At 39.4% G+C, this 26,286-nt stretch carries 21 protein-coding genes; 12 read left to right on the top strand and 9 right to left on the bottom strand.

Annotated elements, in window-relative coordinates; translation table 11 throughout:
* Positions 1–3: 3 nt before the first annotated feature.
* From HCG49_RS01375 to HCG49_RS01360, 4 genes are all read right to left on the bottom strand, one after another.
* Entirely contained in the window at positions 4–603 is a 600-nt protein-coding gene (locus HCG49_RS01375) for a hypothetical protein (protein WP_168467772.1), read from the bottom strand.
* Positions 600–4,238, bottom strand: a complete 3,639-nt coding sequence (locus tag HCG49_RS01370) for a carboxypeptidase-like regulatory domain-containing protein (protein WP_168467771.1) — start codon at positions 4,236–4,238, stop codon at positions 600–602. Before HCG49_RS01370 ends, HCG49_RS01375 begins: the two co-directional genes overlap by 4 nt.
* A gap of 84 nt (positions 4,239–4,322) precedes the next feature.
* Positions 4,323–5,111: a hypothetical protein gene (locus HCG49_RS01365; RefSeq protein ID WP_168467770.1), complete on the bottom strand. Its 789-nt coding sequence runs from the start codon at positions 5,109–5,111 to the stop codon at positions 4,323–4,325.
* 477 nt (positions 5,112–5,588) lie between these two features.
* Positions 5,589–6,254, bottom strand: coding sequence for a hypothetical protein (locus tag HCG49_RS01360; RefSeq protein WP_168467769.1), 666 nt, complete (start codon positions 6,252–6,254; stop codon positions 5,589–5,591).
* Between the two features lie 896 nt (positions 6,255–7,150).
* Between HCG49_RS01360 and tnpA the strand changes: the two genes are divergently transcribed.
* The gene (tnpA, locus tag HCG49_RS01355) at positions 7,151–7,600 is read left to right on the top strand and encodes an IS200/IS605 family transposase (RefSeq protein ID WP_168467768.1); all 450 of its coding nucleotides are present in this window, start codon (positions 7,151–7,153) and stop codon (positions 7,598–7,600) included.
* Between the two features lie 24 nt (positions 7,601–7,624).
* Here the strand turns inward: tnpA and HCG49_RS01350 are convergent, their stop codons facing one another.
* Positions 7,625–7,861: a hypothetical protein gene (locus tag HCG49_RS01350; protein WP_168467767.1), complete on the bottom strand. Its 237-nt coding sequence runs from the start codon at positions 7,859–7,861 to the stop codon at positions 7,625–7,627.
* Between the two features lie 706 nt (positions 7,862–8,567).
* On the opposite strand from HCG49_RS01350, the gene HCG49_RS01345 reads away from it, so the two are divergent.
* From HCG49_RS01345 to HCG49_RS01325, 5 genes are all read left to right on the top strand, one after another.
* On the top strand, positions 8,568–10,079 hold the full coding sequence (locus tag HCG49_RS01345; protein WP_240938604.1) for a sulfatase: 1,512 nt from the start codon (positions 8,568–8,570) through the stop codon (positions 10,077–10,079).
* Positions 10,080–10,859: 780 nt separating this feature from the next.
* Positions 10,860–11,111 (top strand): type II toxin-antitoxin system ParD family antitoxin, encoded by a 252-nt coding sequence (locus HCG49_RS01340; protein ID WP_168467765.1) that lies wholly within the window; start codon positions 10,860–10,862, stop codon positions 11,109–11,111.
* A complete protein-coding gene (locus tag HCG49_RS01335) occupies positions 11,104–11,403 on the top strand; it encodes a type II toxin-antitoxin system RelE/ParE family toxin (protein ID WP_168467764.1) in 300 nt (99 codons plus the stop codon). The genes HCG49_RS01340 and HCG49_RS01335 overlap by 8 nt, the downstream gene beginning before the upstream one ends.
* Before the next feature lie 713 nt (positions 11,404–12,116).
* On the top strand, positions 12,117–12,413 hold the full coding sequence (locus tag HCG49_RS01330; protein ID WP_168467763.1) for a GIY-YIG nuclease family protein: 297 nt from the start codon (positions 12,117–12,119) through the stop codon (positions 12,411–12,413).
* A 1,496-nt stretch (positions 12,414–13,909) separates the two neighbouring features.
* Entirely contained in the window at positions 13,910–14,206 is a 297-nt protein-coding gene (locus HCG49_RS01325; protein WP_168467762.1) for a GIY-YIG nuclease family protein, read from the top strand.
* 731 nt (positions 14,207–14,937) lie between these two features.
* Here HCG49_RS01325 and HCG49_RS01320 read toward each other — a convergent pair.
* The 4 genes from HCG49_RS01320 to HCG49_RS01305 form a co-directional block, all read right to left on the bottom strand.
* Positions 14,938–15,771, bottom strand: coding sequence for a head GIN domain-containing protein (locus tag HCG49_RS01320; RefSeq protein WP_168467761.1), 834 nt, complete (start codon positions 15,769–15,771; stop codon positions 14,938–14,940).
* A gap of 1,048 nt (positions 15,772–16,819) precedes the next feature.
* Entirely contained in the window at positions 16,820–17,812 is a 993-nt protein-coding gene (locus tag HCG49_RS01315; protein ID WP_240938603.1) for a L,D-transpeptidase, read from the bottom strand.
* A 342-nt stretch (positions 17,813–18,154) separates the two neighbouring features.
* On the bottom strand, positions 18,155–18,916 hold the full coding sequence (locus tag HCG49_RS01310; protein ID WP_168467760.1) for an SDR family NAD(P)-dependent oxidoreductase: 762 nt from the start codon (positions 18,914–18,916) through the stop codon (positions 18,155–18,157).
* A 180-nt stretch (positions 18,917–19,096) separates the two neighbouring features.
* Positions 19,097–19,549 (bottom strand): DUF2267 domain-containing protein, encoded by a 453-nt coding sequence (locus HCG49_RS01305; RefSeq protein WP_168467759.1) that lies wholly within the window; start codon positions 19,547–19,549, stop codon positions 19,097–19,099.
* Between the two features lie 208 nt (positions 19,550–19,757).
* On the opposite strand from HCG49_RS01305, the gene HCG49_RS01300 reads away from it, so the two are divergent.
* From HCG49_RS01300 to HCG49_RS01275, 6 genes are all read left to right on the top strand, one after another.
* Positions 19,758–20,621: a universal stress protein gene (locus HCG49_RS01300; protein ID WP_168467758.1), complete on the top strand. Its 864-nt coding sequence runs from the start codon at positions 19,758–19,760 to the stop codon at positions 20,619–20,621.
* A gap of 18 nt (positions 20,622–20,639) precedes the next feature.
* Positions 20,640–21,488 carry a universal stress protein gene (locus HCG49_RS01295; protein ID WP_168467757.1) on the top strand — a complete coding sequence of 283 codons (849 nt, stop codon included), beginning with the start codon at positions 20,640–20,642 and terminating at the stop codon, positions 21,486–21,488.
* Between the two features lie 28 nt (positions 21,489–21,516).
* On the top strand, positions 21,517–22,326 hold the full coding sequence (locus HCG49_RS01290) for a universal stress protein (RefSeq protein WP_168467756.1): 810 nt from the start codon (positions 21,517–21,519) through the stop codon (positions 22,324–22,326).
* Between the two features lie 93 nt (positions 22,327–22,419).
* A complete protein-coding gene (locus HCG49_RS01285) occupies positions 22,420–23,262 on the top strand; it encodes a universal stress protein (RefSeq protein ID WP_168467755.1) in 843 nt (280 codons plus the stop codon).
* A 174-nt stretch (positions 23,263–23,436) separates the two neighbouring features.
* Entirely contained in the window at positions 23,437–23,667 is a 231-nt protein-coding gene (locus HCG49_RS01280) for a hypothetical protein (protein WP_168467754.1), read from the top strand.
* A gap of 1,468 nt (positions 23,668–25,135) precedes the next feature.
* Positions 25,136–26,278 (top strand): saccharopine dehydrogenase family protein, encoded by a 1,143-nt coding sequence (locus tag HCG49_RS01275; protein WP_168467753.1) that lies wholly within the window; start codon positions 25,136–25,138, stop codon positions 26,276–26,278.
* The last annotated feature ends 8 nt before the right edge of the window (positions 26,279–26,286 follow it).

Genomic DNA, 26,286 nt, shown 5'->3' with positions numbered 1-26,286 from the left:
TTTTTATTTCTCAATTATTTCATAGATAATCCTAAAATCTGGAGGCAGGGATTCACCATATTTGTTGTCTAGCGTATATTGTAATTGGTAACCGTGATTTTCACCATTGCCAGAATAGCCATTGCCGATTTTTTCAATGAGTTTATGGCCTTTGTCATCTTTGATTTTGACCTTATTTTTAATTTTAATATTGTCTGAGAAATCGCCCGTATTAGAGGTGTTAATGATTTCTACCTCTAATTTAATGCCTTTGGGAAGCTTTTGGTTGGCGCGTACGGTTATTTCTGCGTCTTTTTTTATGGCGCGATAAGTGAAATTCAGCCATAGCCTATTATTGGTAGCTTCCTCAAATACACTGTTAAAGTTTACTGGGAGACCGGCTTCCATTCCGCCTTCTGGAATCCCAAAATTAACCGTATTGTCCATATCTGGTTCCACATCTACCAAGGCAATGGGCAGCAGGGAAATTTGGGCGGTCGTAGATTTTTTATCTCCGCCATTGGTATAGTTGTTAAGGTTGTTGGTGTCTATGGTTTCCTGGCCAAAGCCTAGGAGACTGCATAGGCCCAAAACCCATAGAAATAAGGAACTGTAATTTCTCATTCTCTTTTTAAATTAAATCTTTTATTTTGAAACTTAATTTTGCGTTCTTTTAATTTTAAAACGATCTCTGCTTCCTGGGTTTCGCCCGAGGCTACCGTCACCTGAATACTTCTATTGTCGGAAAACTCATTGTCCTGTTCCCGTAGACGTACTAAAGATACCGCATAAGTTCCCGGGGGCAAGCGGTGGAATTCAAATTTTCCGTCCTTATCCGATTCGGTATAAAGGGTAAGATCGGCATTTTCTAGTTTTATATAGCCATTTAAAAGGTATTCTCCCGTTTTTCCCTCCGATAGGTCTAGGGATAAGTGTCCACTAATACTGGCCGCCCGAATCAGCTGAATATCTAGGTGGATCTTGTTCTTATGTTCTATAAAGACCTCATGCGGGTTTTTAGAAAGGGTGATGACATTTTGTGGCAGGGTGGTCTGGTCTACCAGAATAAAATTCTTGCCCAAGGGTAAATTGTTGATTTCAAATTGCCCATTTTTATCGGTTAGCAAGGTTTTTCCGGTAGCGATAATTTTAATGCCTTTGGTGGGAATATCGGGGTCTGTAGTGGAGATCGTACCCGCTACGCCCCCTTGTTTTAATACTCTTTTTAGAGGAACTCCCAGGGTCAAGGTATATTTTGCATAGGCCAATATCTCCGCATTGCCTACCACCCCTGGATTTTCGAAATAATTCATTAAAACTTCTAACTGATGGTTTTTATGAATCCGGGCCATGGCACTTAGATTGATATAATCCCTTTTTAAATAGGTCTCTTCTGGAGAGAAGCCTGAATTAAAATTGGCAGAGAAATTTACTTTTCGTCCTATTTTTCCATTGAATCCCAGGCTATAACGATAGTAATTGCTGATGGTATTATCGTACCCATAGCGGTTGCTATAATTATGGCTTAATTTTCCCCTAAGGCCAAAATGATGATACATCCTAAGGCCAAGCCCTAGATTATGGTTGTAGGTAGTCCTATAATCGGTATCCTCGCTCAATAGGTTTTGGGTGCGCCCAAGGGTACCGCCAAAATTGGCATTGAGCGTTTGATGGTTAAAAGTATAACCGTAATTAATTCCGTGTTCACGGTAATGATAGTTTTTAGGTTCTAAGCGGTCTTCTTTGATACGGCTAGAAGCCCCTAGGTTTAACTGGTGATGCTTACTGTTTCTAAAACGAATATCGGCAAAATAATTTTCGTAATAGGGCTCCGAGGCATAGTATAGCGGATCGAGCCGTTGGTTTACTTTAGAGAGGTTGTGGCCGGCCCTAAAATTCCATTTTTGGGAACCGTAACTCAGGGAATTATAGTATTGGGTACTATTGTTCATGGTACCAAAATAATTAATCCCAGTAAGGGTAATATTTCCTGTATAGAAAAAACGTCCTATTCGTTGCCCAAAGTTTACATAATTGGCGACATCCATAAATCTGTTGGTGGTACTCACGGAAGATTCCAACTCAATATTGGTGTCGTTTTTATCGTACTCCATATCAAAGGTCAGAACAAATCCTTTTTCTCGTACCGTAGACCTATCCTCGGTACTTAAATCTACTTCCGACCTAATAGTACGTTGCAACGATATACCACTGGTGGTGTATTTATTCCAAAAAAAGGAAGTTTTAATTCCAGTCAGGGCATCGCCGTCTATTTGGTACAACCTAGGTTTGGTATAAAAGGCCGAAAGCGACCATTTCTCCCATTCCTGGTCAAACACAAATCCCATCCCGTATTTTCCGTTCAGCCCCAGTCTATTAAAGGTATGGGTATGGTCTCCCAAAAACAGCTGGGTGTCTTGTTTGTATTTATAGGTAATGCCATAATAGTCGGCGTTTCCAAAACGTCTTATTTTTTCTTGTCTAGGACCTCGAAAGGTAAAATCGAGATGGTGATTTTTGGCCAGGTCCAAATACCCACTGCCCGATATTTCCAAGGAGAGGGTAGAATAGTGTTCTTGCTTATCGGTATAACTGCTATAAAAGAAGCCTGTTTTAATAGGGAACCTAAAAAAGGGATCTTCCTTGGCTATTTTTAGGGGGTATACTTCTACATTTTTAACAGCCCTATAAGTGGTGTCCGATTGTACCCCATACACCTCTAATCTGGTGTAGACAGATCGGATGCTGTTCATTTTTTTATCTGTCTCCTGATGTAGCTGTACCAAAACGGTGGTATCTGGTGCCAGTAGCATGTTGATGGGGCCTTTGATGTTGTTCTTGGAACTCAGCAAAACGTTTTGGTCAATATTCCCTATGTTTTTAATGGCATAGCTCATTTTTATGAGTTCGCCTGCTTCTACATTAATAGGATACTCTACATTATACACTTCCAAAGCGTAATTAGGAGCAATTATTAAGGGAATTTTCACAGATTCTATGGCGATATCCATATTATTCTTTAGGGTCAAATAGGCGATAGCCTCCCCAGCCGGAGCATTGGAAGGGATGAAGAAACTGATGAATATCAGCTTTTTTTCATTCTTTTTTAGGGTGTTAATAGTGTTGATGGAAACCAATTGCCAACGCTCTGGCAATTCCATATTTAATGTTGGGGACACTAGCGCTTGGCCACGATTGCTGATTTCAACCAATAGGGTATGCCTTTTACTAGTGCTATATTCTTGTTGTTTATTGACAAGCCTAAAATCTATATCACTGTTATCGGGGAGTATTCTTTCTTTTTTTTCTGGCCGTTCCTCAAGAGCTGCCGTGATGGCCGTTTGGGAATAGGCGCTATTGTTATTGTGGGGCGCAATTTCTAAGGGGATCTTAAGCGATGCTAAGGGAACACCTATATTGTTTTTTAAGGTTAAATTGGTTATAGTTTCGCCCGATGGGGAATTGGAAGGAATGAAAAAGCTGATGGATACCTGTTTTTTTTCATTCTTCTTGATCACTTTAAGGGTGTTGATGGAAAGCAGTTGCCAATGCTCGGGGAATTGCATTTTGAGTTGTGGAATCAAAAGGGCTTCTCCACGATTGCTGATTTCTACATCTAAGCTATGTCTTTGATTAGTACTATAGGTGGACTGTTGATTGAGAACTCTAAAACTTATATCACTGTTTTCATAGTTTGATGTCTCTCTGTGTTCTACCGTATCGGTTATGCTAGAAAAATTGCTGTTATTTATAAGGTAGGGGATTTTTAAAGGGATGTTAAGGGATGCTAGGTCTACGCCAATATTATTTTTCAGGGTCAAATTAACTAAAGCCTCCCCAACCGGCGCATTGGAAGGTATGAAAAAACTGAGGGAGGCTTGTGTTGTTTCATTTTTCTTTATGACCTTAATGGTATTGATGGAAAGCAGTAGCCAATGCTCGGGGAGTTGCATTTTTAGTTGTGGAATCAAAAGCGCTTCTCCGCGATTGCTTATTTCAACCAATAGGGTATGCTTTTTATTAGGGATATAGCTAGCTTGTTTGTTGACTACCCTAAAAACGATGGTACTGTCCTTAGGGAGCTTGCTTTCCATTTTCACAGCCTTCTCCTTATGAGTCACGGAGGTGATAGTGGAGGGGAAGGTGTTATTGTGATGAGTGGTCCCTATCTTTAAATTTGGCATCCAAAAGACCTTTCCATTAGTATTCCCACCGCTTTTAGTATGGCCATAAGGAGCCGCCTGCACATACCAAGACATGCAATTTATAAGGAAAAGGAAAAAATAAAAGAAAAAGGTCTTCAAAAGATAATGATCTAATATGGTAACAGAAAGTGACTAGGCCTAGAGCTGTAAGCTTATATTGGTACCAATATATTCTTCCCTGGCATCGGCGATTAACACACATTCATAATCGCCCTCTGGCACCGTGGAGATATCGAGATTGAAACTGGCACATGCCCCCGGGAAAATTTTCTTTCGGGTCGATTTTCCTTCGTACACCTTTACTCCGTTTTTATCGTATACCTCTAGGGATAATAGCACTTCCTCTATAAACAAACTATGGTTCTGTAGTTTAATGTCCATATTGGCATTGGTGTTTTCTGTTTTTTTACCCAGTTGCATGTCGTTAAATTCCAGGTTGACGGCATCAAAGTCATTGACGTGGGTCAATAAGCCAACAGCATACCTCATTTTGGTATTAAGGCCAATGTTGTCTGTTAGGGTCTCTTCTTTGATCGGTTTTTCGGCATTCACCATCAAGACCGTCCAATAAGAACCACGTAATTGCTGATCGTTAGGAATGGTAATCGTAAAACGGTATACATACTTTTCCTTAGGATTGAGCACTAAATCCATAAGCTCTGCCTTAAACCAATCGTTGGACGATTTAGGATGTGTTTCCTCATTGGTGAATATCCTAGGGGCATCACAATAAAAAATAGCATCGTTCAGCTCAAAAGTAACCCGTTCCTCTTCGGACGAGCCATTGATAAGGATCACTTCGCCAGAAATAACCTGGCCAGAACGACCGGTATAGGTATGGGTTAAGCCGTTGAGAATGGTGATATTAGAAAAAGCCAGGTTGGCAAGAAAGAAGCAAAAGAAAAAGCTAATAGATTTTACTTTCATGAGTAGGAGTGTTTTTTTGTTTTGGATCATGTAATGATAGAATAGGGGAAAATAATTAGTATCAATGTTTTATTGAAACAACTACAATAGCCTATAAAGAGACCTTGATTATTGTAGCAGCTCCCTAGTTTTTATGAAACGATAAAAATGGGATAGGTGTACTAATGTAGGGTACTTTAGGTAGCTTTTGGCAGCTAGCGCTGTGTTTGTTTTCTTCATTTGTGTATTTCTTATAAGTTAATAGGGATTTCCTTAAAGAAAGCAACGAGGTATAGCAGTACCCCTACCAAGAATTTGGGATAGAGTAACTTTTTGTGCTATAAAACAAGCCTATATTGAGAAAGGAAAACCTTTTTATTAAAATAGGCAACGAAGGTACTAATTTTTTAACCCAGAGCGCGGGTTGTGAGGAGACTATCAGAAACAAAAATTCCCAACCGGAAGGGGTTGGGAATCCTTATGATATGTTGTGATCTACTATAGGTCAGATAAAGTATACTTTAAAGTAGCAGAGTATTCTCCAGCCTTCACCAATGAGAAGTTATCTGTTTGTTCTAAGGTATAAGTTAATTTAAATCCTTTTTCACCATCACCAGTGTATACACTTTTAATACCTTGGATCAATTCTACATTGTTTCCTTTTTTAGTAGTGCTACCTAAGGCAACCCCTCCTGTTACAAACTCACCACGAGAATCTTTATCCCCTCCATTAGCAACAAAAGAACTTTCTGTTGAAGTGATTTTTAAGTCTAGTCCTTCAGGAAAAGTACTTTCCTTTTCCATTTGAACACTGATGTTTCTTGCACTTTTACTTGATCCGCCTTGACCTTTTCCGTTACCATTATCACTGTTATTCCCTTTTTTGTCGGCTATAAGACTTGTGTAGTTAAGCCATAACCCGGTATAAGATGCCCCTGACATATTGTAAAGTCCAGCTTCAGTAATACTAGTTTCATCCAAATTAAATTCTATTGTTCCAGCTTCCGTAGCAGTTTTAGCATCATAGATATCCAATAAGGCAACTTCAGAAATGTTGATGGTCATTGCATGTCCTGCTTCATTTGTGTCGTTGTTGTCCTGTGCGTTAACAGCAGTTAAGGAAGCGAAAGCAAAAAGAGCAGTAAATAATTTAATTGATTTCATAGTTGGGGGTATAAATATTGTTTTGTTAATTTCTTTCTTTTGGTTGAGACAAAGGTAGAGGGGATTTAAGGCTTGTTGAAATATTTTTAAGAGAATCCCTTTTGGTGAAATTTAAGGTATTGAAAATCAATTGTATATAGTTTTTTTAACAATAAGTAAAGGTTTCGTTAAACGGTAATAGTGTAGAAGGACAGATAAAAACTACCGTTTAACGAAAAAAGTAGTTAGAAATCGCTCTTTGACTTGGAATGTTATACTTTATTTAAGTTTAGGTTGTTTCTTTTGTTGCGATATCATCCTTTTGTAAGGGGAAACTTCATTTTTACCCCTAAATTGAAGTCGATTTTTGTCCTTTTATCGAAAAAGGGTTTTATGTTCAAGGCCATTTTTGCGTTTTGGCATCTTTTTCTTTCCTGAACTTGTACTCAATTGCCCTAGAATCCACGCTCTTATTAGTCGAGTTTGGCTGCTACATCCTTGCTCGGTGGGGGCTGTTGTTTAATGTACCAATTACATAATGTAGCAATTAGTTAATGTAACAATGGGATAATGTACCAATGTAATAATTGGGTTTTTCTAAGTTGAGGAGCTGATAGCCATTTAATGTATCATTTAGCTAATGTAACAATGAAATAATTTGAAAATTTGAGAATGTGAGAATTTGAAAATTAATTCAATGTGAAAATCTACCAATTAAATAATGTAGCAATTGGTTAATGTAGCAATTGTTTAATCTAATAATGGAATAATTTGGGGATTTGAAAATTTGAGAATTGGAAAATTGGCATTTTGATAACTTGAGGGTTTTGGGATTCAATTCGCCACAATCATAGCCCCAGCGGGGCGACATATTAATAACGGGCGCCATATTAATAGGAACGTAAAATATTTTAAAAATGGCAAACACCTATACCCAAATTTATTTTCATATCGTTTTTTCCGTAAAAGGAAGAGCCAATGTTATATCCGAGGTTTGGAAAGCTGAATTATACCAATATATAACAGGAATAGTAAAGAACAAAAACCAAAAATTGATGATTATTAATGGGATGTCAGACCACGTTCATTTGTTGTTGGGAACAAAACCAAATTGCAATTTATCGGACTTGGTGGGCGCTATAAAAGCTAATGCTTCTAACTGGATAAATAAAAAACAATTTGTAGCAGGGAGGTTTGAATGGCAAATAGGTTTTGGCGCGTTTTCAAAAGGACAGTCTCAATTGCCTAACGTAATAGATTATATAAAGAATCAGGAACAACACCATAGTGTCCATACATTCAAAGAAGAATATATTGAATTATTAAAGGCTGATGAAATAGATTTTAAAACGGAATACCTTTTTTAAGGAAAAAATTAAAGGTATAGCTCCCTAGCCCGCGCCTGATGGCACACCAATAGCCCCAGCGGGGCGACATATTAATAGAGGCGAAATATTAATAATGTTGGGGTTAATAGTGGAAACATTGGTATCATTTGTATTAATGGGTACCACGGGACGTCCGTCGAAATTTTCGGAATCATTTATATTAATGGGTGTAATGGATTCGTTCGTAGAGACGCCCAAATTGGGCGTCTCTACCACGGCTGCCAATGCAAATGGTGGCATTTACCTCTCGGTCCTCTGCGAATCAGGTTTTTTTAGCGGCGCTGGTTATGTTTTTCGTGCACTCATAATTTTATTAATTCTGGAAAGTTTGTCATAGCTTGTTTATGGGTAGGCTGTTCGTCATTACTTGACTGCTCCTTGGCTTGATAACTCCATTTTTTTTTATTGCTAATTGTTTACTGCTTATTGTAAATTGAAAAAGCGTTAGCTATTGCAGCGGCATCCTTTTTTAGGGGCATTGCCCTTAAAAAAGATACAGCGGAAAGAGCGACCCGATAGGGGAACGCCCAAAATAAAATGCTTTGTCCGAGAGAATTGACCTGAAATTATAGCATATGCCTTGTTGTATTTATAACTTTTTGTGGCTTTGTTGAAATTATACTTCTTTAAACGGGCTGCCTAGGGTGATATGTACATCTTTAATTATGGAATTTGATTGAAAAAGAATAGATTGCAGGTTGATTTTATAGGAAAAAAGCGCTTTTTTATATGGAATCACACTGCCTGATTGTAGGTGGATAATTGTATTGAAAGCCGGTGTTTGAGTGCGGTGTTTGTTCCTATTAGTAGGCATAGGGAGGGCACGGCTCCGATATTTTAACGCCTGCGATTACCAAGGACCTTAATTTTTAAACCGATGATAAAGAATTTTACCTTTTTGCTTTGTGTGTTGCCCATCTTTATAGGGTGTAAAACGAAGGCTGAAATGCCCCCGAAAAATCCCAATGTGGTTTTTATTCTTGTCGACGACCTTGGGTTAATGGACCTTGGGTTTACCGGTAGCAAGTATTACGAGACGCCTAATATTGACCGGTTGGCAAAGGAGGGCATGGTTTTTACCCAGGGTTACGCTGCGAGTCGCGTTTGCAGTCCGTCTAGAGCCAGTATTATGACCGGAAAATTTACGGCCAGACATGGGATTACGGATTGGATTGGAGCTCCATCGGGCACTGATTGGCGCAAGCTGAACAGACACGATAAATTACTGCCTGCGGCCTATAACCACAGCATGGCCAAAGAGGAGGTGACCATTGCCGAGGCCATGAAAAATGCTGGCTATAAAACCTTCTATGCCGGGAAATGGCATTTGGGCGGGGAAGGGAATTTGCCCGCAGACCATGGATTCGATATCAATAAGGGCGGCTTTCATTCCGGGAGTCCGCTTGGTGGCTTCTTTTCGCCTTTTAACAACCCTGCTTTAGAGGACAAGGAGAATGGTGAAAACCTGTCGATGCGATTGGCCAAGGAGACGGTGAATTTTATAAAAGACCATAAGGAGGAGAATTTCTTTGCTTTTCTTTCTTTCTATGCGGTGCATGCCCCTATACAAACCACTCAGGAGAAATGGGAAAAGTATAGGGAAAAGGCCGTACAGCAGGGATTGGCAGACAATGGGTATGCGATGGAACGGGTACTGCCGATACGCCAGGAGCAGGACAACCCTGTTTATGCCGGCTTGGTAGAAAGTATGGACGATGCCGTTGGGGAGGTGCTTAACTCCTTGAAAGAACTGGGATTGGATAAGAATACGATCGTCATTTTTACGTCCGACAACGGGGGCGTGGCCTCTGGAGATAATTTTTCTACGGCCAACCTACCCCTAAGAGGTGGAAAAGGATACCAATGGGAAGGGGGCATCCGTGAGCCCTACGTGATAAAAGTCCCATGGTTGGCACAAGAAGGGGCGATACTGGATACTCCGGTAAGCGGAACCGATTTTTATCCGACCATCCTGGACTTGGCCAATATAGATTTGTTGCCCAATCAGCATGTGGACGGGGTGAGCTTAAAGCCGTTGATGCAAGGAAAAGCTATTGCCGATAGGCCCTTGTTTTGGCATTATCCGCATTATGGGAACCAAGGGGGCAATCCATCGTCTATTATCCAGGAAAATGGGTGGAAGCTTATTCACTATTGGGAAGATGGTAGTGAAGAATTGTACCATTTGGCATCGGACATAGGAGAGCAGAATAACTTGGTAGAAAAGGAAAGCGCGCGTGCCCGGGAATTAAGTGAAAAGCTGTTGTCCTGGCTAGCGGGCGTAAATGCCAATAAGGCGGAAATAGATCCGGAGTATAAGGAGGAATTGGCGCAAAAACGCTATCAGAGAACGGTAGAAAAGACTTTGCCTTATTTGGAAAAAGAACGCTTACAACTCTTATCCCCAGATTTTAAGCCCAATGCCGATTGGTGGGGGAGCAAGGTGACGGAGGATTAATTCTTGCAATGAACATGTAGCAAATAGTTATCGAGTTATCTTGTTATCAAGTTATCAGGAAATATAGTAAGTAATGGATTGACTAGCCCTTTGGATTTATCGCAGCATCCCTCTTTAGAAGGGTCGGTTTAGTCAGGATTAGACTTGTAGCTATAAATTCCCCTCAAAGGTTGGAGACTTTGCGGAACGGAAGGCCGTTGATTGAAAAATTAGCTACTAAAAAATGTAGTAATGGTTCAATGTAACAATTGATTTAATTTAAAAGGAGTGATTTTCTGCAGCGGCGCAAGGAAAATTGTATCGAGAGCCGGCTAGCTGATTAGCCCCTGGATTTATCCGTGTTTATGCGTTAAATAAACGTTTAAATATCAGCTTAATACGCGTTTATTCATAGGGTGGTAATCAGGAAGTATAGTGAATAATGTATTGTCTAGCCTCTGGATTTATCGCAGCATCCCTCTTTAGAAGGGTCGGTTTAGTCAGGATTAGACTTGTAGCTATAAATTCCCCTCAAAGTCGGGGACTTTGCGGAACGGAAGGCCGTTGATTGAAAAATTAGCTACTAAAAAATGTAGTAATGGTTCAATGTAACAATTGATATAATTTAAAAGGAGTGATTTTCTGCAGCGGCGCAAGGAAAACAGTATCGAGAGCCGGCTAGCTGATTAGCCCGTGGATTTATCCGGGGGTCTTGTTTATGTGTTTAATAAACGTTGCGTGTAATTTATGATTTTGAACATTATACCAATTTTTGGTACATTTGAGTAAAGTAGCATTAAAATGAGCAAAAACACATCAGTATCACTCGGAAATTATTTTGACGAATTCGTTCAAAGTCGAATTAAAGAAGGTCGATTTAAAAATGTTAGCGAAGTTATACGTGCGGGATTAAGACTTTTAGAAGAAGAAGAAAGTAAAGTATTCGCATTGAAAAATGCAATTCAGGACGGAATTGATAGCGGAATTGCGCACGATTTTGATCCTAAAAAACATCTTGAATCTTTAAAGACGAAAAAGCAGTCAAATGGCTAATTTTAAGTTGACAAATAAAGCTGTTGAAGATTTATCAAAAATTTGGGATTATACGTTTGAAGTTTGGTCAGAAAGAGAAGCAGATTTATACTATGAATCGCTTATTTTTAATTGTCAAGAAATTGCCAACAATCCGCTATTAGGAAAAAAATATGACGGAATTACTCAAGATCTACTCGGAATGAAATCGAATCGACATATCATTTTCTATCGAAATTTGAATGATAACTATATCGAGATTACAAGGATTTTACACGAGCGAATGGATTTGAAAAAAAGACTGACCGAATAAAAACGACACAATAATAGTATCCTTAGCACATGCCTATAATTTCTAAAATATCTACATGAAATGCCGTAATTTAAGTCCGTTTCGTTTTTAAAAGGTATTTGGACGTCCTTATTTTAACAGGCCTACTAAAAAAATGTAGTAATGGTTCAATGTAACAATTGATTTAATATAAAAGGAGTGATTTTTCGCAGTGATGCAAGGAAAATTGTATCGAGGGCCGGCTAGCTGATTAGCCCCTTGATTTATCCGTGTTTATGCGTTAAATAAACGTATAAATATCAGTTTAACACACGTTTATTTATAGGGTGGTAATCAGGAAGTATAGTGAATAATAGATTGACTAGCCCCTGGATTTATCCGGGGGGGATGTGTTTAATAAACGTTTAAATATCAGCTTAATACGCGTTTATTTATAGGGTGGTAATCAGGAAATAGAGTAAGAAATCTGTCCTTTAAAAAGAAAAATATAGGAGAAAAACAGAAATTTAAATAGTTGTGTAATAGAAAACCAACCACGTCACCTCGAGTGATTTTCTAGAGTGTAACGAAGAAAATAGTATCGAGAGCCGGTTGGCGCCATGTCGGTTGAGACCTTTGAATCTTACAATCTAGGGTAATTCCATACAAATACACTTAAATAACAATCAAATCAAGCACGTCACCTCGAGAGCAGGCTTGTATTTTTGTATATTACCCAATATAACCAGTGTAGCATGAAATTATCCTATGTGTACATTCTTAAATGTTCCAATAACAGCTACTATACCGGGGTGACAACCAATTTAGACCAACGGCTATTAGAACATCGAATAGGGAAGCATCCCGATAGTTATACCTATAATAAAAGGCCACTTTCACTGGTTTTTTATGCGGAGTTTACTGATATAAATTTGGCTATTATGACCGAAAAACAAATAAAAAAATGGTCTAGAATAAAAAAGGAAGCCCTGATAAATGATGATTATGATGCTCTACCCAATTTAGCCAAGAAGAAATTCAAAAAGGAATAAAACACATTGGTCTTTTAGAATTATTTTTAGTCATATCCAAAAGAAAATAGCACCGAGGCCTCAGTATTAAACATCGCAAGAAACAATTATATCCACAATAACACTCAATAAGCAGGAATAAAAAACTTCTAGACCACAATTTTTAATTATAAGAACCACGTCACCTCGAGTGATTTTCCGCAGCGGCGTCAGGAAAATAGTATCGAGAGCCGGTTGGCAACCTGTTTCTTTTGAAGAAGAACATCATACGATGGTAAGACTCCTACTTCGTTATGGATTCTGTTGAAATGACCTTAAAGAATTAGAAATCATTACACAGACGTCACCTCGAGTGATTTTCTAGAGTGTAACGAAGAAAATTGTATCGAGAGCCGGTTGGCTGATTAGCCCCTTGATTTATCCGTGTTTATGAGTTAAATAAACGTTTAAATATCAGTTTAATACATGTTTGTATATAGGTTGGTGTTCAGGAAATAGAGTGGGTAATGTATTGTACGTCCCTGTTGTAGGTTGACCATTTTAAAAGTAAATTCAACCTTATTAAAAACAAGAGCAATATCGCAGCATCCCTCTTTAGAAGGGTCGGTTTTGTCAGGATTAGACTTGTAGCTATAAATTCCCCTCAAAGTATGGAGACTTTGCGGAACGGAAGGCCGTTATTTGAAAAATTAGCTACTAAAAAATGTAGTAATGGTTCAATGTAACAATTGATTTAATTTAAAAGGAGTGATTTTCTGCAGCGGCGCAAGGAAAACAGTATCGAGAGCCGGCTAGCTGATTAGCCCCTTGATTTATCCGTGTTTATGCGTTAAATAAACGTTTAAATATCAGCTTAATACGCGTTTATTCATAGGTTGGTAATCAGGAAATAGAGTAAGAAACCTGTCCTTTAAAAAGAAAAATATAGGAGAAAAACAGAAATTTAAATAGTTGTGTAATAGAAAACCAACCACGTCACCTCGAGTGATTTTCTAGAGTGTAACGAAGAAAATAGTATCGAGAGCCGGTTGGCAATCTGTTTCTTTAAAAGAAGAACATTATATGATGGTAAGACTCCTTCGACGTTATGGACTTTGTTGAAATGACATTGAAGAATTAGTATAGAATTATAAATCATACCACCTACGTCACCTCGAGTGATTTTCTAGAGTGTAACGAAGAAAATTGTATCGAGAGCCGGCTGGTAATCTGTTTCTTTAAAAGAACATCATCATATGATAGTAAGACTACTTCGACGTTATGGACTTTGTTGAAATGACATTGAAGAATTTGTATAGAATTAGAAATCATAACTCAGACGTCACCTCGAGTGATTTTCCGCAGCGGGGCCAGGAAAATAGTATCGAGAGCCGGTTGGCGCCATGTCGGTTGAGACCTTTGAATCTTACAATCTAGGGTAATTCCATACAAATACACTTAAATAACAATCAAATCAAGCACGTCACCTCGAGAGCAGGCTTGTATTTTTGTATATTACCCAATATAACCAGTGTAGCATGAAATTATCCTATGTGTACATTCTTAAATGTTCCAATAACAGCTACTATACCGGGGTGACAACCAATTTAGACCAACGGCTAATAGAACATCGAATAGGGAAGCATCCCGATAGTTATACCTATAATAAAAGGCCACTTTCACTGGTTTTTTATGCGGAGTTTACTGATATAAATTTGGCTATTATGACCGAAAAACAAATAAAAAAATGGTCTAGAATAAAAAAGGAAGCCCTGATAAATGATGATTATGATGCTCTACCCAATTTAGCCAAGAAGAAATTCAAAAAGGAATAAAACGCATTGGTCTTTTAGAATTATTTTTAGTCATATCCAAAAGAAAATAGCACCGAGGCCTCAGTATTAAACATCGCAAGAAACAATTATATCCACAATAACACTCAATAAGCAGGAATAATAAACTTCTAGACCACAATTTATAATTATAAGAACCACGTCACCTCGAGTGATTTTCCGCAGTGATGCAAGGAAAATTGTATCGAGGGCCGGCTAGCTGATTAGCCCCTTGATTTATCCGTGTTCATGAGTTAAATAAACGTTTAAATATCAGCTTAATACGCGTTTATTTATAGGGAGGTAATCAGGAAATAGGGTTAGAAATCTTTCCTTTAAAAAGAAAAAATATAGGAGAAAAATAGAAATTTAAATAGTTATGTATGAGAAAACCAACCACGTCACCTCGAGTGATTTTCCGCCGAGGCGCCAGGAAAATAGTATCGAGAGCCGGTTGGCAACCTGTTTCTTTTAAAGAAGAACAACCCACGTTGGTAAGACTCCTTTGACGTTATGGACTTTGTTGAAATGACATTGAAGAATTAGTATAGAATTAGAAATCATAACACAGACGTCACCTCGAGTTATTTTCTAGAGTGTAACGAAGAAAATAGTATCGAGAGCAGGCTAGCTGATTAGCCCCTGGATTTATCCGGGGGGATGTGTTTAATAAACGTTTAAATATCAGTTTAATACACGTTTATTTATAGGAAGGTAATCAGGGAATTAAGTGTTTATTTTTTTATGATTTTAGAACTATCCGTAAATCCAACTATTTTAATATTCGGATTGCCATATACAAAGATGGTGCTTTTTCCTGCGGCGGTTATTTCAATGTTTTTTGAAGCATTAATGTAAATATCGGTTCTGTTTTTACTATCTAAGGAAGCATAACGGGTTTTCATTTTCTTCGCATCTAAATTTGAAGAACCCTCTATAGTATAGGTAGCATTATCGGCATCCCCGTTTAGTTTTATACCTGTAGATTTCTCCAAGGTAACGGCTAAATTTTTACAGTTTAATTTTGCCTTTAGGTCAGTTCTATTTTTCATGTTTATCAATACATCATGTGAGCTTAAACTAAGTTTTCCTCCTGCATTATGGGACAAATTGATTTCTGTATTGTGTTTTACCTCTAGTTCTAAATCGACCTTACTGGAGTTCCTCAGGGTAATATGTAAATTATCGAAGGCTATTTTTTTTGAATTCTTGACAAAGGCATTGTCCTTTACAATTAGAAAATTCAAGTTTTTTACGGTAAGGTGAATTTCCAATTTTTTACTGTTGACGATTTTACTTTTTGTGAAAATTTTTAGGACCTCCCCCTCAACACGAACGTCGACTTCTGCAACCAAATTCTGATCAGTCGTTAGAAGGTATGAATTTCTGGAGCCTTGTTGAAGGATAACCGTAATATTATCTGCAACTTCAATTTTTTCAAATTGATCTTTGATTTCTTCGGAAATGCTAATTACTTCTTTATCTCCCTTGATTTTATCTCTTTTTTGAGCATGAATATCATTAGGAAACCCTATTAAAACCATTAAGATTAGTATAATTGCCTTCATAACATACGATTTAAGTAAATCAAAGAGCCTACTTAAAGATACGATAGAAATAGCTAGAAAGGGGTGATAAATCAATAAATTTAGGGTGTAGAGTGTTGATATAGAGGTGGTTTTGATTTGGAGGGGATAGTTGGTAAATTAAGGGTATTTTCTTTTAAGGACAGTTCTAGATAGCTTAAACCTTCTCCAGCGCGCCAGCTGGCCCCTCGGCGTAAATGCAAGTCGTTGCATTTCCTTCTCGGTCCTTTTCATTTTAGCTCATGTGGTTTTTATTGTTGTATAGCGGTATTCGTGAACCGCACAAAGCGGTTTAGCTCATGTGATCTATATTGTTGTAAAGCGGTATTCGTGAACCGTCCATGACGGTTTAGCTCAAGTGGTTTTTATAGGTTTTCGTGAATATCCTTCGTCGATTTGAGGAGCCAGCTGTAGCGATGGCCTTGGCTGCAGCCATTTTTCAATTAACAATTCAGTCCAGTGATCCGTAACCCGTGGGGTGAAGATGCTTCGTGAGATTACTTCACTGCGCAATTACAGAAATTGCCACATTAATCAATTTTCAAATTCTCCCACCGCTAGTGCGAGCGTCACGCTCGTACCGGCAAGAGTAAGGAAACTGTCCTTAAAAAAGCATCAAGTTTCATGTGGAAACTATCCTTAAAAGTTCATTAAAAACCTATCAGCCTCTCAGTTTAGAAAATCCCAATTGTTACATTGTTTCATTGGTACATTTTCACATTAACTCCCCCATTGTTACATTAACCAGCTATAAGCTCCTCAGTTACCAAAATCCCCATTGGTACATTAAATGGCTTTAAGCTCCTCAGTTAAGATCCAACCCTTATTTTCAAATTTTCAAATCCCCTAATTTTCAAATTGTTCCATTGGTGCATTTTCACATTGATTCATTAACCAGCTATAAGCTCCTCAGTTAAGATCCAGCCCAATTTTCAAATTTTCAAATTCCCTAATTTTCAAATTATTTCATTGGTACATTTTCACATTAATTAATTGTTACCTTAACCAAGGAACCAACCTCAGATTCTTCTCATCGTCCTTTTAATAGATTTAGCTGAGCTTTTCGGATCCCTCTTCTATAAATATCCTTTAATAAGACTTCTTCTCCCAAGGAGTCCTTCACGATTAAATCGTAGCGAATTTGTATGGGAGTCCCCAAAGGGGCATGATAATAAATATACCAGGCATCGGCTTCCTTGGTGCCGATACAGCCGTTAGAATAGGCTTTTCCCAAGGATTTTGGGTTAGTAGTAGGGTGAATTAATTGTCCGTTCCGTATACCGTTGATCTCCGTTTCTATCCAAGGGATCCTTGGCATAAGGGTTCGCTTTTGATCATCGCGGCGGGTAGTATAAAATCGTTTTCCATTAACTGGATTGTAAAATCTGGGATTCGTTTCGATCCGAACGATAGTTCCCTTTCCCGTTCTGGTCCTTATATTTAGGGTGTCCTCTGCCATGGCCAAATACCGTCTTCTATTTTGGCCAACCCGCACTGGAAAAGTATATTTTAAGGCACTGTCCTGGTAAATGCGGAGCTTAAATTCGGGGATGTTGATATCGATTAATATATGGTCCAAGGACTTTTGTAAGCTAGCTGCTTGTAAGGAATCGGGTACCAAAAGGGAATCTCCCGGTCGTAGCACTATTAGTTTATTCTGATCGTACACAAAAGAGTCCCGCGCCATAAGTCGATAGTAATCGGTATTGGCCAAGGTGTCCATGATCCAAGGGTTGGCATGTACCAACATATGTTCGGACAGGGGGTAGGGGACTAGGGAATCGTATTGGGCAACCACCCCCGCCAAATAGTCAAAATAGTCATTGATACTAATATTCCGAGGAATTGTTGTCCATAGCGACAAAGGTGCCTTTACCTCAGGGAGTGGAACTACCGCTAAAGGGAGTGCCTTTTTTTCTATGACAACACTTGGGGTTTCTTGGGGAAGAATTGTTTTTACTTTACAAGAAACAAATGTGTTTAGACATAGGCATATAATAACCATTATTTTTAAATGCTTCATTTCTGTCCATCTTAAGATTGCTTTACCAGGGTAGGAATATGGTGGCGGCAACATCTAATATATAAGATAGAGGAATTTCTTGTTAAAAGAAATGATTTCCGTCAGCCTGTGACCTTACTCTAATCAATGATGTTACTTGGTTTTGGGGCTATTTTTAAGTTACATTTAGTAGCGGACTACAAACTATAAATAATAGTCAAGATACAGCAGTTTATAAAAATATTTGATACCGCTAGAATTGCCGATATCTCTTCCGTGGGAGGGAAGATCGCCTTCTAGGAAGAGTTGTATAGCCGGTTTAGCTCCCGGAAAAACAGCTGTTTTTATGATCCTAAACTCCGACTACTTACATATCATCCCCCCATCAACCACATAAGTACATCCGGTGATATAGGTGCTGTGGTCCGATGCTAAAAATAGGGCCAAGGCAGCGATATCCTCGGGTTTCGCATAGCGTTTAAAAGGAATTGCGGCTTCAAACCCCTTTTGGGCATCATGGATGTTTTTTGGGGATATTTCTTTTTCTACCCGTCGCATCATTTCGGTATGTACAGGCCCAGGATGTATACTGTTAACCCGGATTTCCCTATCGGCAAATTCCAGGGCCGCAGTACGCATCAACCCTACGGTACCATGCTTACTGGCTACATAGGCCCCCAAACCTTCAAAACCCTTTAGTCCCGCTACCGAAGAGGTAATAATCACACTGCCGCCATCGCTCATCCTGGGAAGAATATATTTACAGCTCAACCAAACACTTTTTAGGTTTACGGCAATGACCTTATCGAACATTTCTTCGGGGTAATCGGCCATAGGCCTTACCAGGCCCTCAATACCGGCATTGCAAAAAAAGACGTCGACTGTGCCAAAAGTATCCAGCGTTTTTTGCAGGTATTGTTGTACGTCCGCGGCTTTGCTTACATCGGCAACACAATAGGATACGTGGGTAGATTGTAGGGATGTGGCAGTTGCTTGTAGTGCCTTCCGATCTATATCGACCAACATTAGTTGTGCGCCTTCCCGTAAAAATAGTTCGGCAGCGGCCTTACCGATACCTGCGGCAGCACCGGTGATAATAACAACCTTGTCTTGTAGCATGTTCATATCGTAAAACGTTCATTAAAAATAAGCCGGTTTGTTTGTCCAAAACACTTCCCTTTTGTGGACCTTACCCATAGCTGGCCATTAAGTACCCCTAGATATTTTTAGGATATAAAGCATTAGCAGTAATAACAAAAGGTAAAGAACGATGGCTAGTATATAATTCATGGTCGGGATTTTTAGTTAGAATATTAATTTAGACGGAATGAGTGGTTTCAATTCTTTTGGAAGGGTATCGCGTATATCCAATAATTCTCCCATGGACACGTATTTGCTGAGGTAAATAAAAGTAGTACTGATATAGGCCTCGGCCATTTCGTTGCTATAATCAAAATCGTAGGCGGCCATAGAACCGTCGTATTCCCTGACCAGATCTATAAAGGCCGGTAGATGTTTAATTTTTGGTCCTTTTTTTCTCAGCGACCATCCATTGACATAAACACCTTTTAAAAACATGGGCAATTGTGCTATAAATTGCAGGGATTCTTCCACAGGAATAATATCGCGCAAGGCGTGAAGCGTAGCAGTAAGAATTCTGCCTGCCCTATCCATATCGGTGCTAAGCTCCATTTCTTGACTGTATTCCCTTAGAAAGGCAGTTCCTTCGTTCGCATACTGATTAAATTGAAGTGCCATGATTTTTAGTCTTATAAAGTTGGGACATACAAATTTCCCTTCTTATTGGTAGACCCCAAATGACGAGAATCATTAAATATGGCTTTTTGAGTAATTATCTTTGCTTTAGGTGGTTAGGAGTTGCTCTTGTCACCATTTATGGCTATCGTTTGATTGTTCTTCTATAGGTAGCCCATTATCATTGTGTAAGCGAATAAATTAAAAGCTGATGAAGACCATATTAATTCCTACCGATTTTTCACCCAATGCATGGAATGCCATTTCCTATGCCATGGAATTTTTTAAAGAGCAGGAATGTCTGTTTTACTTTTTACATACCTATACCCCTTCCTTTTTTAGGACAGATTTTATGATAGGAGGTTCTGGTTACAGTGGTATTCCCAATGTAGGTACCGATATTTCCCATGCCGGACTCCAAAAAACATTGGCAGATGTTCGGCACCATTACCCCAATACCAAGCACCGTTATAAAATGATTTCTGCCTTTAATGTACTGACCGATGAAATAAAGCGCTTGGTAAAAAAAAAGAAAGTCGATATGGTGGTCATGGGTACCAAAGGCGCTACGGGAGCCCGCCAGTTGTTTTTGGGGTCTAATACCGTCTTTGTATTGCGCAAGGTGAAAGTCCCTTTGCTGATGGTGCCCGAATCTTTTGAAAACAAGCCCATTCAAAAAATCCTTTTTCCCACAGACTATATACTCCCTTTTAAGAAAGACGACCTTATGGTAATGGTCAAAGTGGCTAAAATGTTTCATGCAGAAATTACATTACTACATATAAAAGAAGAATATGAGCTTACTGCGGCACAGCAGAATAACAAAGCATTTTTGGATAGCTGTTTGCAAGGAATACCGCATCAAATAAAGGAGGAAAAAGGAAAATATATGCCCTTGGCGATCCTGGAGTATATCACCGAACATGGATTTCAGCTGTTGGTAATGATGAACAGAAAACACTCCTTGTTTGAACACCTGTTATTGAAACAAAATATCGATCAAATTGGGTTTCATGTAAAAATCCCTTTTCTAGTAATCCCGGATACCCTGATGAAAAAGAAGAAGACCACTTAATATTATACCCATAGCAGGATGAAGAATATACTGTTGCCCACCGATTTTTCCGATAATGCCTGGAATGCTATGTTTACCGCCTTAAAACTATTTGCCAATGAACCTTGTTGTTTTATGCTCCTTAATGCCTATGATCCGGAGTTATCCAAGGTTTTGGGCGAAAAGGGAAAACAAAGGTTAGGGGTTATTTTTGACTCCTTGGCAGAGCAGTCCGATAGAGGGCTCGATAAGGTGTTGACATACCTAGGGGAACACCACCGAAATCCTACACACACTTTCGAGAAAATTTCTAAGTCAGATCACCTTATTAATGCCATTTCGGAAACCGTCCGCCAAAAAGAAATAGAACTTATTGTTATGGGAACCACTGGTGCTACAGGGGCCAAAGAGATTTTTATAGGCAGTAATACGGTCAAGGTACTTCATAAAATACGGAATCGGGCCATTCTGGCCGTACCCGAAGCCCATAATTTTCAGCAATTAAAAAGAATAGTATTCCCAACAGATTTTAGTAACTATTTTGAAGCACATGAGCTAGAACCGTTAATAAGGCTGGCAAGCCTTTGGAAGGCAGAGGTGTATGTTTTTCAGGTGGCCCTGGAATTTGTGATGAGCGATACACAAAAATCTAACAAGGAATTACTGAGCAAGCGCCTAAAGGGAATAGAGCATAGTTTTCATAAGGTGGAAATAGAAGTAAACGTAGCCAAGGCCATTACCGAATTTGCCAGGGAAACCGAAGCCGATATGATAGCTTTGATGCATTACCACCATAGTTTTATGGAAAAACTCACCCGAGAAGCGGTGGTAAAAAAAATAGGCTTCCATACAGAAGTCCCACTATTGGTCTTACCATCCGCAATGTAGATGCGATAATAAAAAGACGACAATAATTATGAAGAAGATTCTATTGCCTACAGATTTTTCCAATAGGGCCCAAAAGGCCATCGATTATTCCGTTTATCTTTTAGAAAAGCACGATTGTACTTTTTATTTACTCCATGCCTATTATGGGAACATTGGGGGAGAAGACGCTATGAAGGCCTCCAAGGAGGGTTTGGCAGAAATTATAAAAAAAATGGAGGCCAAAAAAGAGAATAAACAGCATAGGTTTATGCCCGTTTCTATAAACGATTCGCCCGTGAATGCCATTAACAGTACGGTTATGGACTGGAATATCGAATGTATTTTTATGGGCACCCAGGGAGCGTCCGGTATAGAGAACGTGCTCCTTGGAAGTACCACCATGAAGGCGATACAACTGGTTCAAAACTGCCCCATTATAGCGGTTCCCGAAAATTATGATTACGATATTCCCGATGAGGTTGTTTTTGCCAATGACTATAACAGTGAATTCCAAAAATCGGAATTAAAACCCCTTATTCAGATCTGCCAATGGTGGAATTCTGCCTTGACCGTAGTTCATATAGCTTCAGAAAAACAGCTTACGGAGTCTCAAGAGGCCAATAGAGAATCCCTGAAGGAAATATTGAAAACGGTTAAACCCAAGTTTGTAGAAGTTCCAAGAAGTACTTCTATTTCATCAACTCTTCTAATGTTAGAAAAAGAAAATCAGCATATTGGGATGGTCGCAATGGTCTATAACAAGCGTAGTTTTTTTGAAAAACTGTTGCGCGAAGCCGTGGTGCATCACCTTGTTTTTGTGAGCAAAGTACCGTTTTTGGCACTTCCTAAAGCCAAGTAATCCGCTACAACTATACGCGAGGCTTTATAATATGACCGAAGTCATAAAAAGTAAGCCTAAAAGCCCATAGTTTTAACGATAAATAATGTAGATATGATAAAAAGCATCTTGTACGCTACCGACCGCACAGAAAATTCTGCTGCAGCCTTAAAATACGCCTACGAACTAAGTGTTCGCTTAGGAGCAAAATTAATGGTGTACTATGGCCATGAACTGCCGATGATACGGGTGTCGGTTTCGCGTCCGCCTCAACAAATAGCCCACCATGTAATCAAGGAGCAACAAGAAATATTAACGGCTTATTGTACCAAACACTTGGGCCATCTAGAAGGCAAGGCGGTGGAGTGTGTGGTAGAGCGTGTGGAATTCATCTCCCAGGGGATTCTAAAAAAGGCCAAGGAATCGGAGGTAGGGTTGATTATAATAGGGCGTAAGGACAAACATACCGAACGTGGACTGTTTGTGGGCGATATCGGCAAAGGGCTGCAGGATAAAGTTCCCTGTCCGCTGCTGATCGTTCCCAATGGTATGGAAGAGATGGCTATAAAGAATATCCTCTATGCCTCCGATTTTGAAGAGGCCGATATTGCTGCGATCAAAAAAATAGAGCCCTTGGCAAAGGCCTTGGATGCAAAAATATCTATCGCCCATATCTCAACGGAAAAGGAATATGCCGGGAAGGAGCAAATGGAATGGTTTAAAGATATGTTAGCGAAAAAAGTAGGTTATGAGAAAGTGGAATTTAAGCTTATTTTTTCCGATTTTATTGAGGAAAAACTAAAAACCCATGCCGAAATCATTGGTGCGGACCTTTTAGTAGTGCTAGAAAGAGAAGAAAAAGGCTTCTTTAAAAGATTGTTCCACAAAAGCTTGGTCAAAAAAATAGAAGACCATATTAGTATTCCGCTACTGAGTTATCACAAGGCAAATCTGTAAAATAGCATACTCTTTATAAGGGCCATTTTTTGTTGGGCGTTCCCCTATCGGGGCGCTCTTTCCGCTGTATCTTTTTTAGGGGCGATGCCCCTAAAAAAGGATGCCGCTGCAAAAGCTAACGCGAATACAATGATCAATTAGCAATGAAAAAGATAAAAGAGGACCGAACGGAAAATGCAACGATTTGCATTTGCAGCCATGGTAGAGACGCCCAATTTGGGCGTCTCTACGAATGAATCCACGACACCTATTAATACAAATAATGCCATCATTATTAATATGTCGGCCCTCCGGGGCTATGATTGTCGCGAATGGAATGCCAATACCATCAAGGTATCCAAAAACCAATTTTTAAACGATACTTTTCCAATTGTTACATTATTTAATTGGTACATTTCCACATGAACCCCGCTAGCGCAAGCGTCACGCTTGTGCCGTCAATGAGTCAGAAATCAAATAAAAAAACTCTTATCGTTGTAATTTTGGGTGTGGGTGTTTACCCTTTTATAAATATTTTACGATCCAATTAAAATGTCGCCCCCCAGCGGGGCAATGATTGTCGCGATTAGAATCCCAAAATCATCAAGGTATCCAAAAGCCAATTTTAAAACGAAACTTCCCCCGCTAGCGCAAGCGTCACGCTTGTGCCGGCAAGAGTAAGCAGTTTAAAATAATTTTCATTCCTAAAACCTAGAGTACCTCGAGTGATTTTCCACAGCGCTGCAAGGAAAATAGTATCGAGAGCCGTTAACATTTCTGTTTCTTTAAAAGAAGAACAATCCCCCGCTAGCGCAAGCGTCACGCTTGTGCCGTCAATGAGTCAGAAATCAAATAAAAAAACTCTTATCGTTGTAATTTTGGGTGTGGGTGTTTACCCTTTTATAAATATTTTACGATCCAATTAAAATGTCGCCCCCCAGCAGGGCAATGATTGTCGCGATTAGAATCCCAAAATCTTCAAGGTATCCAAAAACCAATTTTTAAACGATACTTTTCCAATTGCTACATTATTTAATGGATACATTTCCTCATGACCCCCCGCTAGCGCAAGCGTCACGCTTGTGCCGTCAATGAGTCATGAATCAAGAATCAAATAAAAAAACTCTTATCGTTGGAATTTTGGGTGTGGGTGTTTACCGTTTTATAAACATTTTACGATCCAATTAAAATGTCGCCCCTCCGGGCTATGATTGTCGCGATTAGAATCCCAAAATCTTCAAGGTATCCAAAAACCAATTTTCAAACGATACTTTCCAATTGGTACATTAACCAATTGCTACATTATTTAATTGGTACATTTCCACATAAACCCCCCGCTAGCGCAAGCGTCACGCTTGTGCCGTCAATGAGTCAGAAATCAAGAATCAAAGAAAAATACTCTTATCGTTGGTATTTTGGGTGTGGGTGTTTGCCCTTTTATAAATATTTTACGATCCAATTAAAATGTCCCCCCTGCGGGGCTATGATTGTCGCGATTAGAATCCCAAAATCTTCAAGGTATCCAAAAGCTAATTTTAAAACGTAACTTCGCCAATTGTTACATTATTTAATTGGTACATTTCCACATGAACCCCCGCTAGCGCAAGCGTCACGCTTGTGCCGGCAAGAGTAAGCAGTTTACGATAATTTTCATTCCTAAAAGAGTGATTTTCCGTAGTGGCGCAAGGAAAATAGTATCGAGAGCCGGCTGGTAGAATGCTTCTAGAAAAGAAGAACAATCCAACCCCCACAAATTCCAATTGGGCTCACCAAAATCTCCCAAGAAAATAGTATCTTTCTTATATGGAAGGAGCATGACCAAAAGCTAATCGCAAATACCAATGAAGCTTTGCGAATTACTTATGGCCTTAAAAAAAACTATAAATAGCTACATATGAAAAAGCAATACAATATCCTTATTGCCGGCGCCGGGGGCATCGCAGAGGCAGCGGGACTCATTTTGGCAGAATGGAGCCAAGTTACCCCCAATATTTTTATCGGTAACCGAACCCTCGAAAAGGCACAAAGGGTAGCTAAGTGGATTGAAGCCGGGACAACAAAAGCATGTTCTTTAACGGCTTTTCATCTTCCCGAGGACGGCATCACTCCAGAAATGAAGGAGCTAATGCGCACTGCCGATGTCTTGCTCGATTGTCTGCCTGGAGCGATGGCCCCAAAAATGGCCCAATTGGCAAAAGACTACCAGATGCATTATGCCAACCTCACCGAATATGTAGCCGAGACCAATCAGATAATGGCTTTGGCAAAAGAAGCTAAAACCGGATTTGTACTGCAGACCGGATTGGCACCGGGGTATATAGATATTTTGGCAAATATGCTTTTTCAACAGTTTTGTAAAGATTATAGCGTAGAAAAGGTCGACACCCTAGAATTTAAGGTAGGAGCCCTTACCAAACATGCCGTTGGGCCCCATTATTACGGGTTTACATGGAGTCCGGTCGGAGTGGCCACGGAATATTTAAAAGAGGCCGAAGCACTACGAGACTATAAAAAGGTAAAACTTCCGGCCCTGTCCGAACGGGCCACTATTTTGATAGACGGTATCGCTTATGAAGAGGACCTGACTTCGGGCGGGGCAGCAGATTTACCAAATGCCCTAGCCGGAAAAGTAGCTTCCCTAGACTATAAAACACTGCGGCATCCGGGCCATTATGCCTGGGTGCAGGAGCAAATACGAAATTTGGGCAATGCCGCTAATCCCGTGGTGAAATTGCAGCAAAAAATGATCGCTAAAATTCCCCTTATCCAAGACGATCAGATAATTCTATATGCCGCTGTACAGGGAAAAGACGCCCGTGGAATTCTAAGAAGGAGGGAAGTCGCCAAACGGATACTACCGCAAAAAGTGGGGAAACATATGCTAAGGGCCATCCAGACCACTACGGCCGTGCCCTTGCTACAAGCGGCCCAAATGTTGCTAGAGAGACCTCAATCTGGAGTAATCCTTCAGAGTACCATAAATCCAGAACCTTTTTTAAAAGGGGATTTTATAATTCCTGTGTACGGTAAGGTGTAGCCCTAATA

Source organism: Arenibacter sp. 6A1, assembly GCF_012272855.1.
Classification (GTDB): domain Bacteria; phylum Bacteroidota; class Bacteroidia; order Flavobacteriales; family Flavobacteriaceae; genus Arenibacter.
This window is presented reverse-complemented; position numbering and strand designations above follow the sequence as displayed.

Bases quoted from the DNA above. Each gene is read 5' to 3' on its own strand.
- HCG49_RS01375 (WP_168467772.1), bottom strand. From the start codon at position 603: ATGAGAAATTACAGTTCCTTATTTCTATGGGTTTTGGGCCTATGCAGT.
- HCG49_RS01370 (WP_168467771.1), bottom strand. From the start codon at position 4,238: ATGTCTTGGTATGTGCAGGCGGCTCCTTATGGCCATACTAAAAGCGGT.
- HCG49_RS01365 (WP_168467770.1), bottom strand. From the start codon at position 5,111: ATGAAAGTAAAATCTATTAGCTTTTTCTTTTGCTTCTTTCTTGCCAAC.
- HCG49_RS01360 (WP_168467769.1), bottom strand. From the start codon at position 6,254: ATGAAATCAATTAAATTATTTACTGCTCTTTTTGCTTTCGCTTCCTTA.
- tnpA (WP_168467768.1), top strand. From the start codon at position 7,151: ATGGCAAACACCTATACCCAAATTTATTTTCATATCGTTTTTTCCGTA.
- HCG49_RS01350 (WP_168467767.1), bottom strand. From the start codon at position 7,861: ATGCCACCATTTGCATTGGCAGCCGTGGTAGAGACGCCCAATTTGGGC.
- HCG49_RS01345 (WP_240938604.1), top strand. From the start codon at position 8,568: ATGCCCCCGAAAAATCCCAATGTGGTTTTTATTCTTGTCGACGACCTT.
- HCG49_RS01340 (WP_168467765.1), top strand. From the start codon at position 10,860: ATGAGCAAAAACACATCAGTATCACTCGGAAATTATTTTGACGAATTC.
- HCG49_RS01335 (WP_168467764.1), top strand. From the start codon at position 11,104: ATGGCTAATTTTAAGTTGACAAATAAAGCTGTTGAAGATTTATCAAAA.
- HCG49_RS01330 (WP_168467763.1), top strand. From the start codon at position 12,117: ATGAAATTATCCTATGTGTACATTCTTAAATGTTCCAATAACAGCTAC.
- HCG49_RS01325 (WP_168467762.1), top strand. From the start codon at position 13,910: ATGAAATTATCCTATGTGTACATTCTTAAATGTTCCAATAACAGCTAC.
- HCG49_RS01320 (WP_168467761.1), bottom strand. From the start codon at position 15,771: ATGAAGGCAATTATACTAATCTTAATGGTTTTAATAGGGTTTCCTAAT.
- HCG49_RS01315 (WP_240938603.1), bottom strand. From the start codon at position 17,812: ATGAAGCATTTAAAAATAATGGTTATTATATGCCTATGTCTAAACACA.
- HCG49_RS01310 (WP_168467760.1), bottom strand. From the start codon at position 18,916: ATGAACATGCTACAAGACAAGGTTGTTATTATCACCGGTGCTGCCGCA.
- HCG49_RS01305 (WP_168467759.1), bottom strand. From the start codon at position 19,549: ATGGCACTTCAATTTAATCAGTATGCGAACGAAGGAACTGCCTTTCTA.
- HCG49_RS01300 (WP_168467758.1), top strand. From the start codon at position 19,758: ATGAAGACCATATTAATTCCTACCGATTTTTCACCCAATGCATGGAAT.
- HCG49_RS01295 (WP_168467757.1), top strand. From the start codon at position 20,640: ATGAAGAATATACTGTTGCCCACCGATTTTTCCGATAATGCCTGGAAT.
- HCG49_RS01290 (WP_168467756.1), top strand. From the start codon at position 21,517: ATGAAGAAGATTCTATTGCCTACAGATTTTTCCAATAGGGCCCAAAAG.
- HCG49_RS01285 (WP_168467755.1), top strand. From the start codon at position 22,420: ATGATAAAAAGCATCTTGTACGCTACCGACCGCACAGAAAATTCTGCT.
- HCG49_RS01280 (WP_168467754.1), top strand. From the start codon at position 23,437: ATGCAACGATTTGCATTTGCAGCCATGGTAGAGACGCCCAATTTGGGC.
- HCG49_RS01275 (WP_168467753.1), top strand. From the start codon at position 25,136: ATGAAAAAGCAATACAATATCCTTATTGCCGGCGCCGGGGGCATCGCA.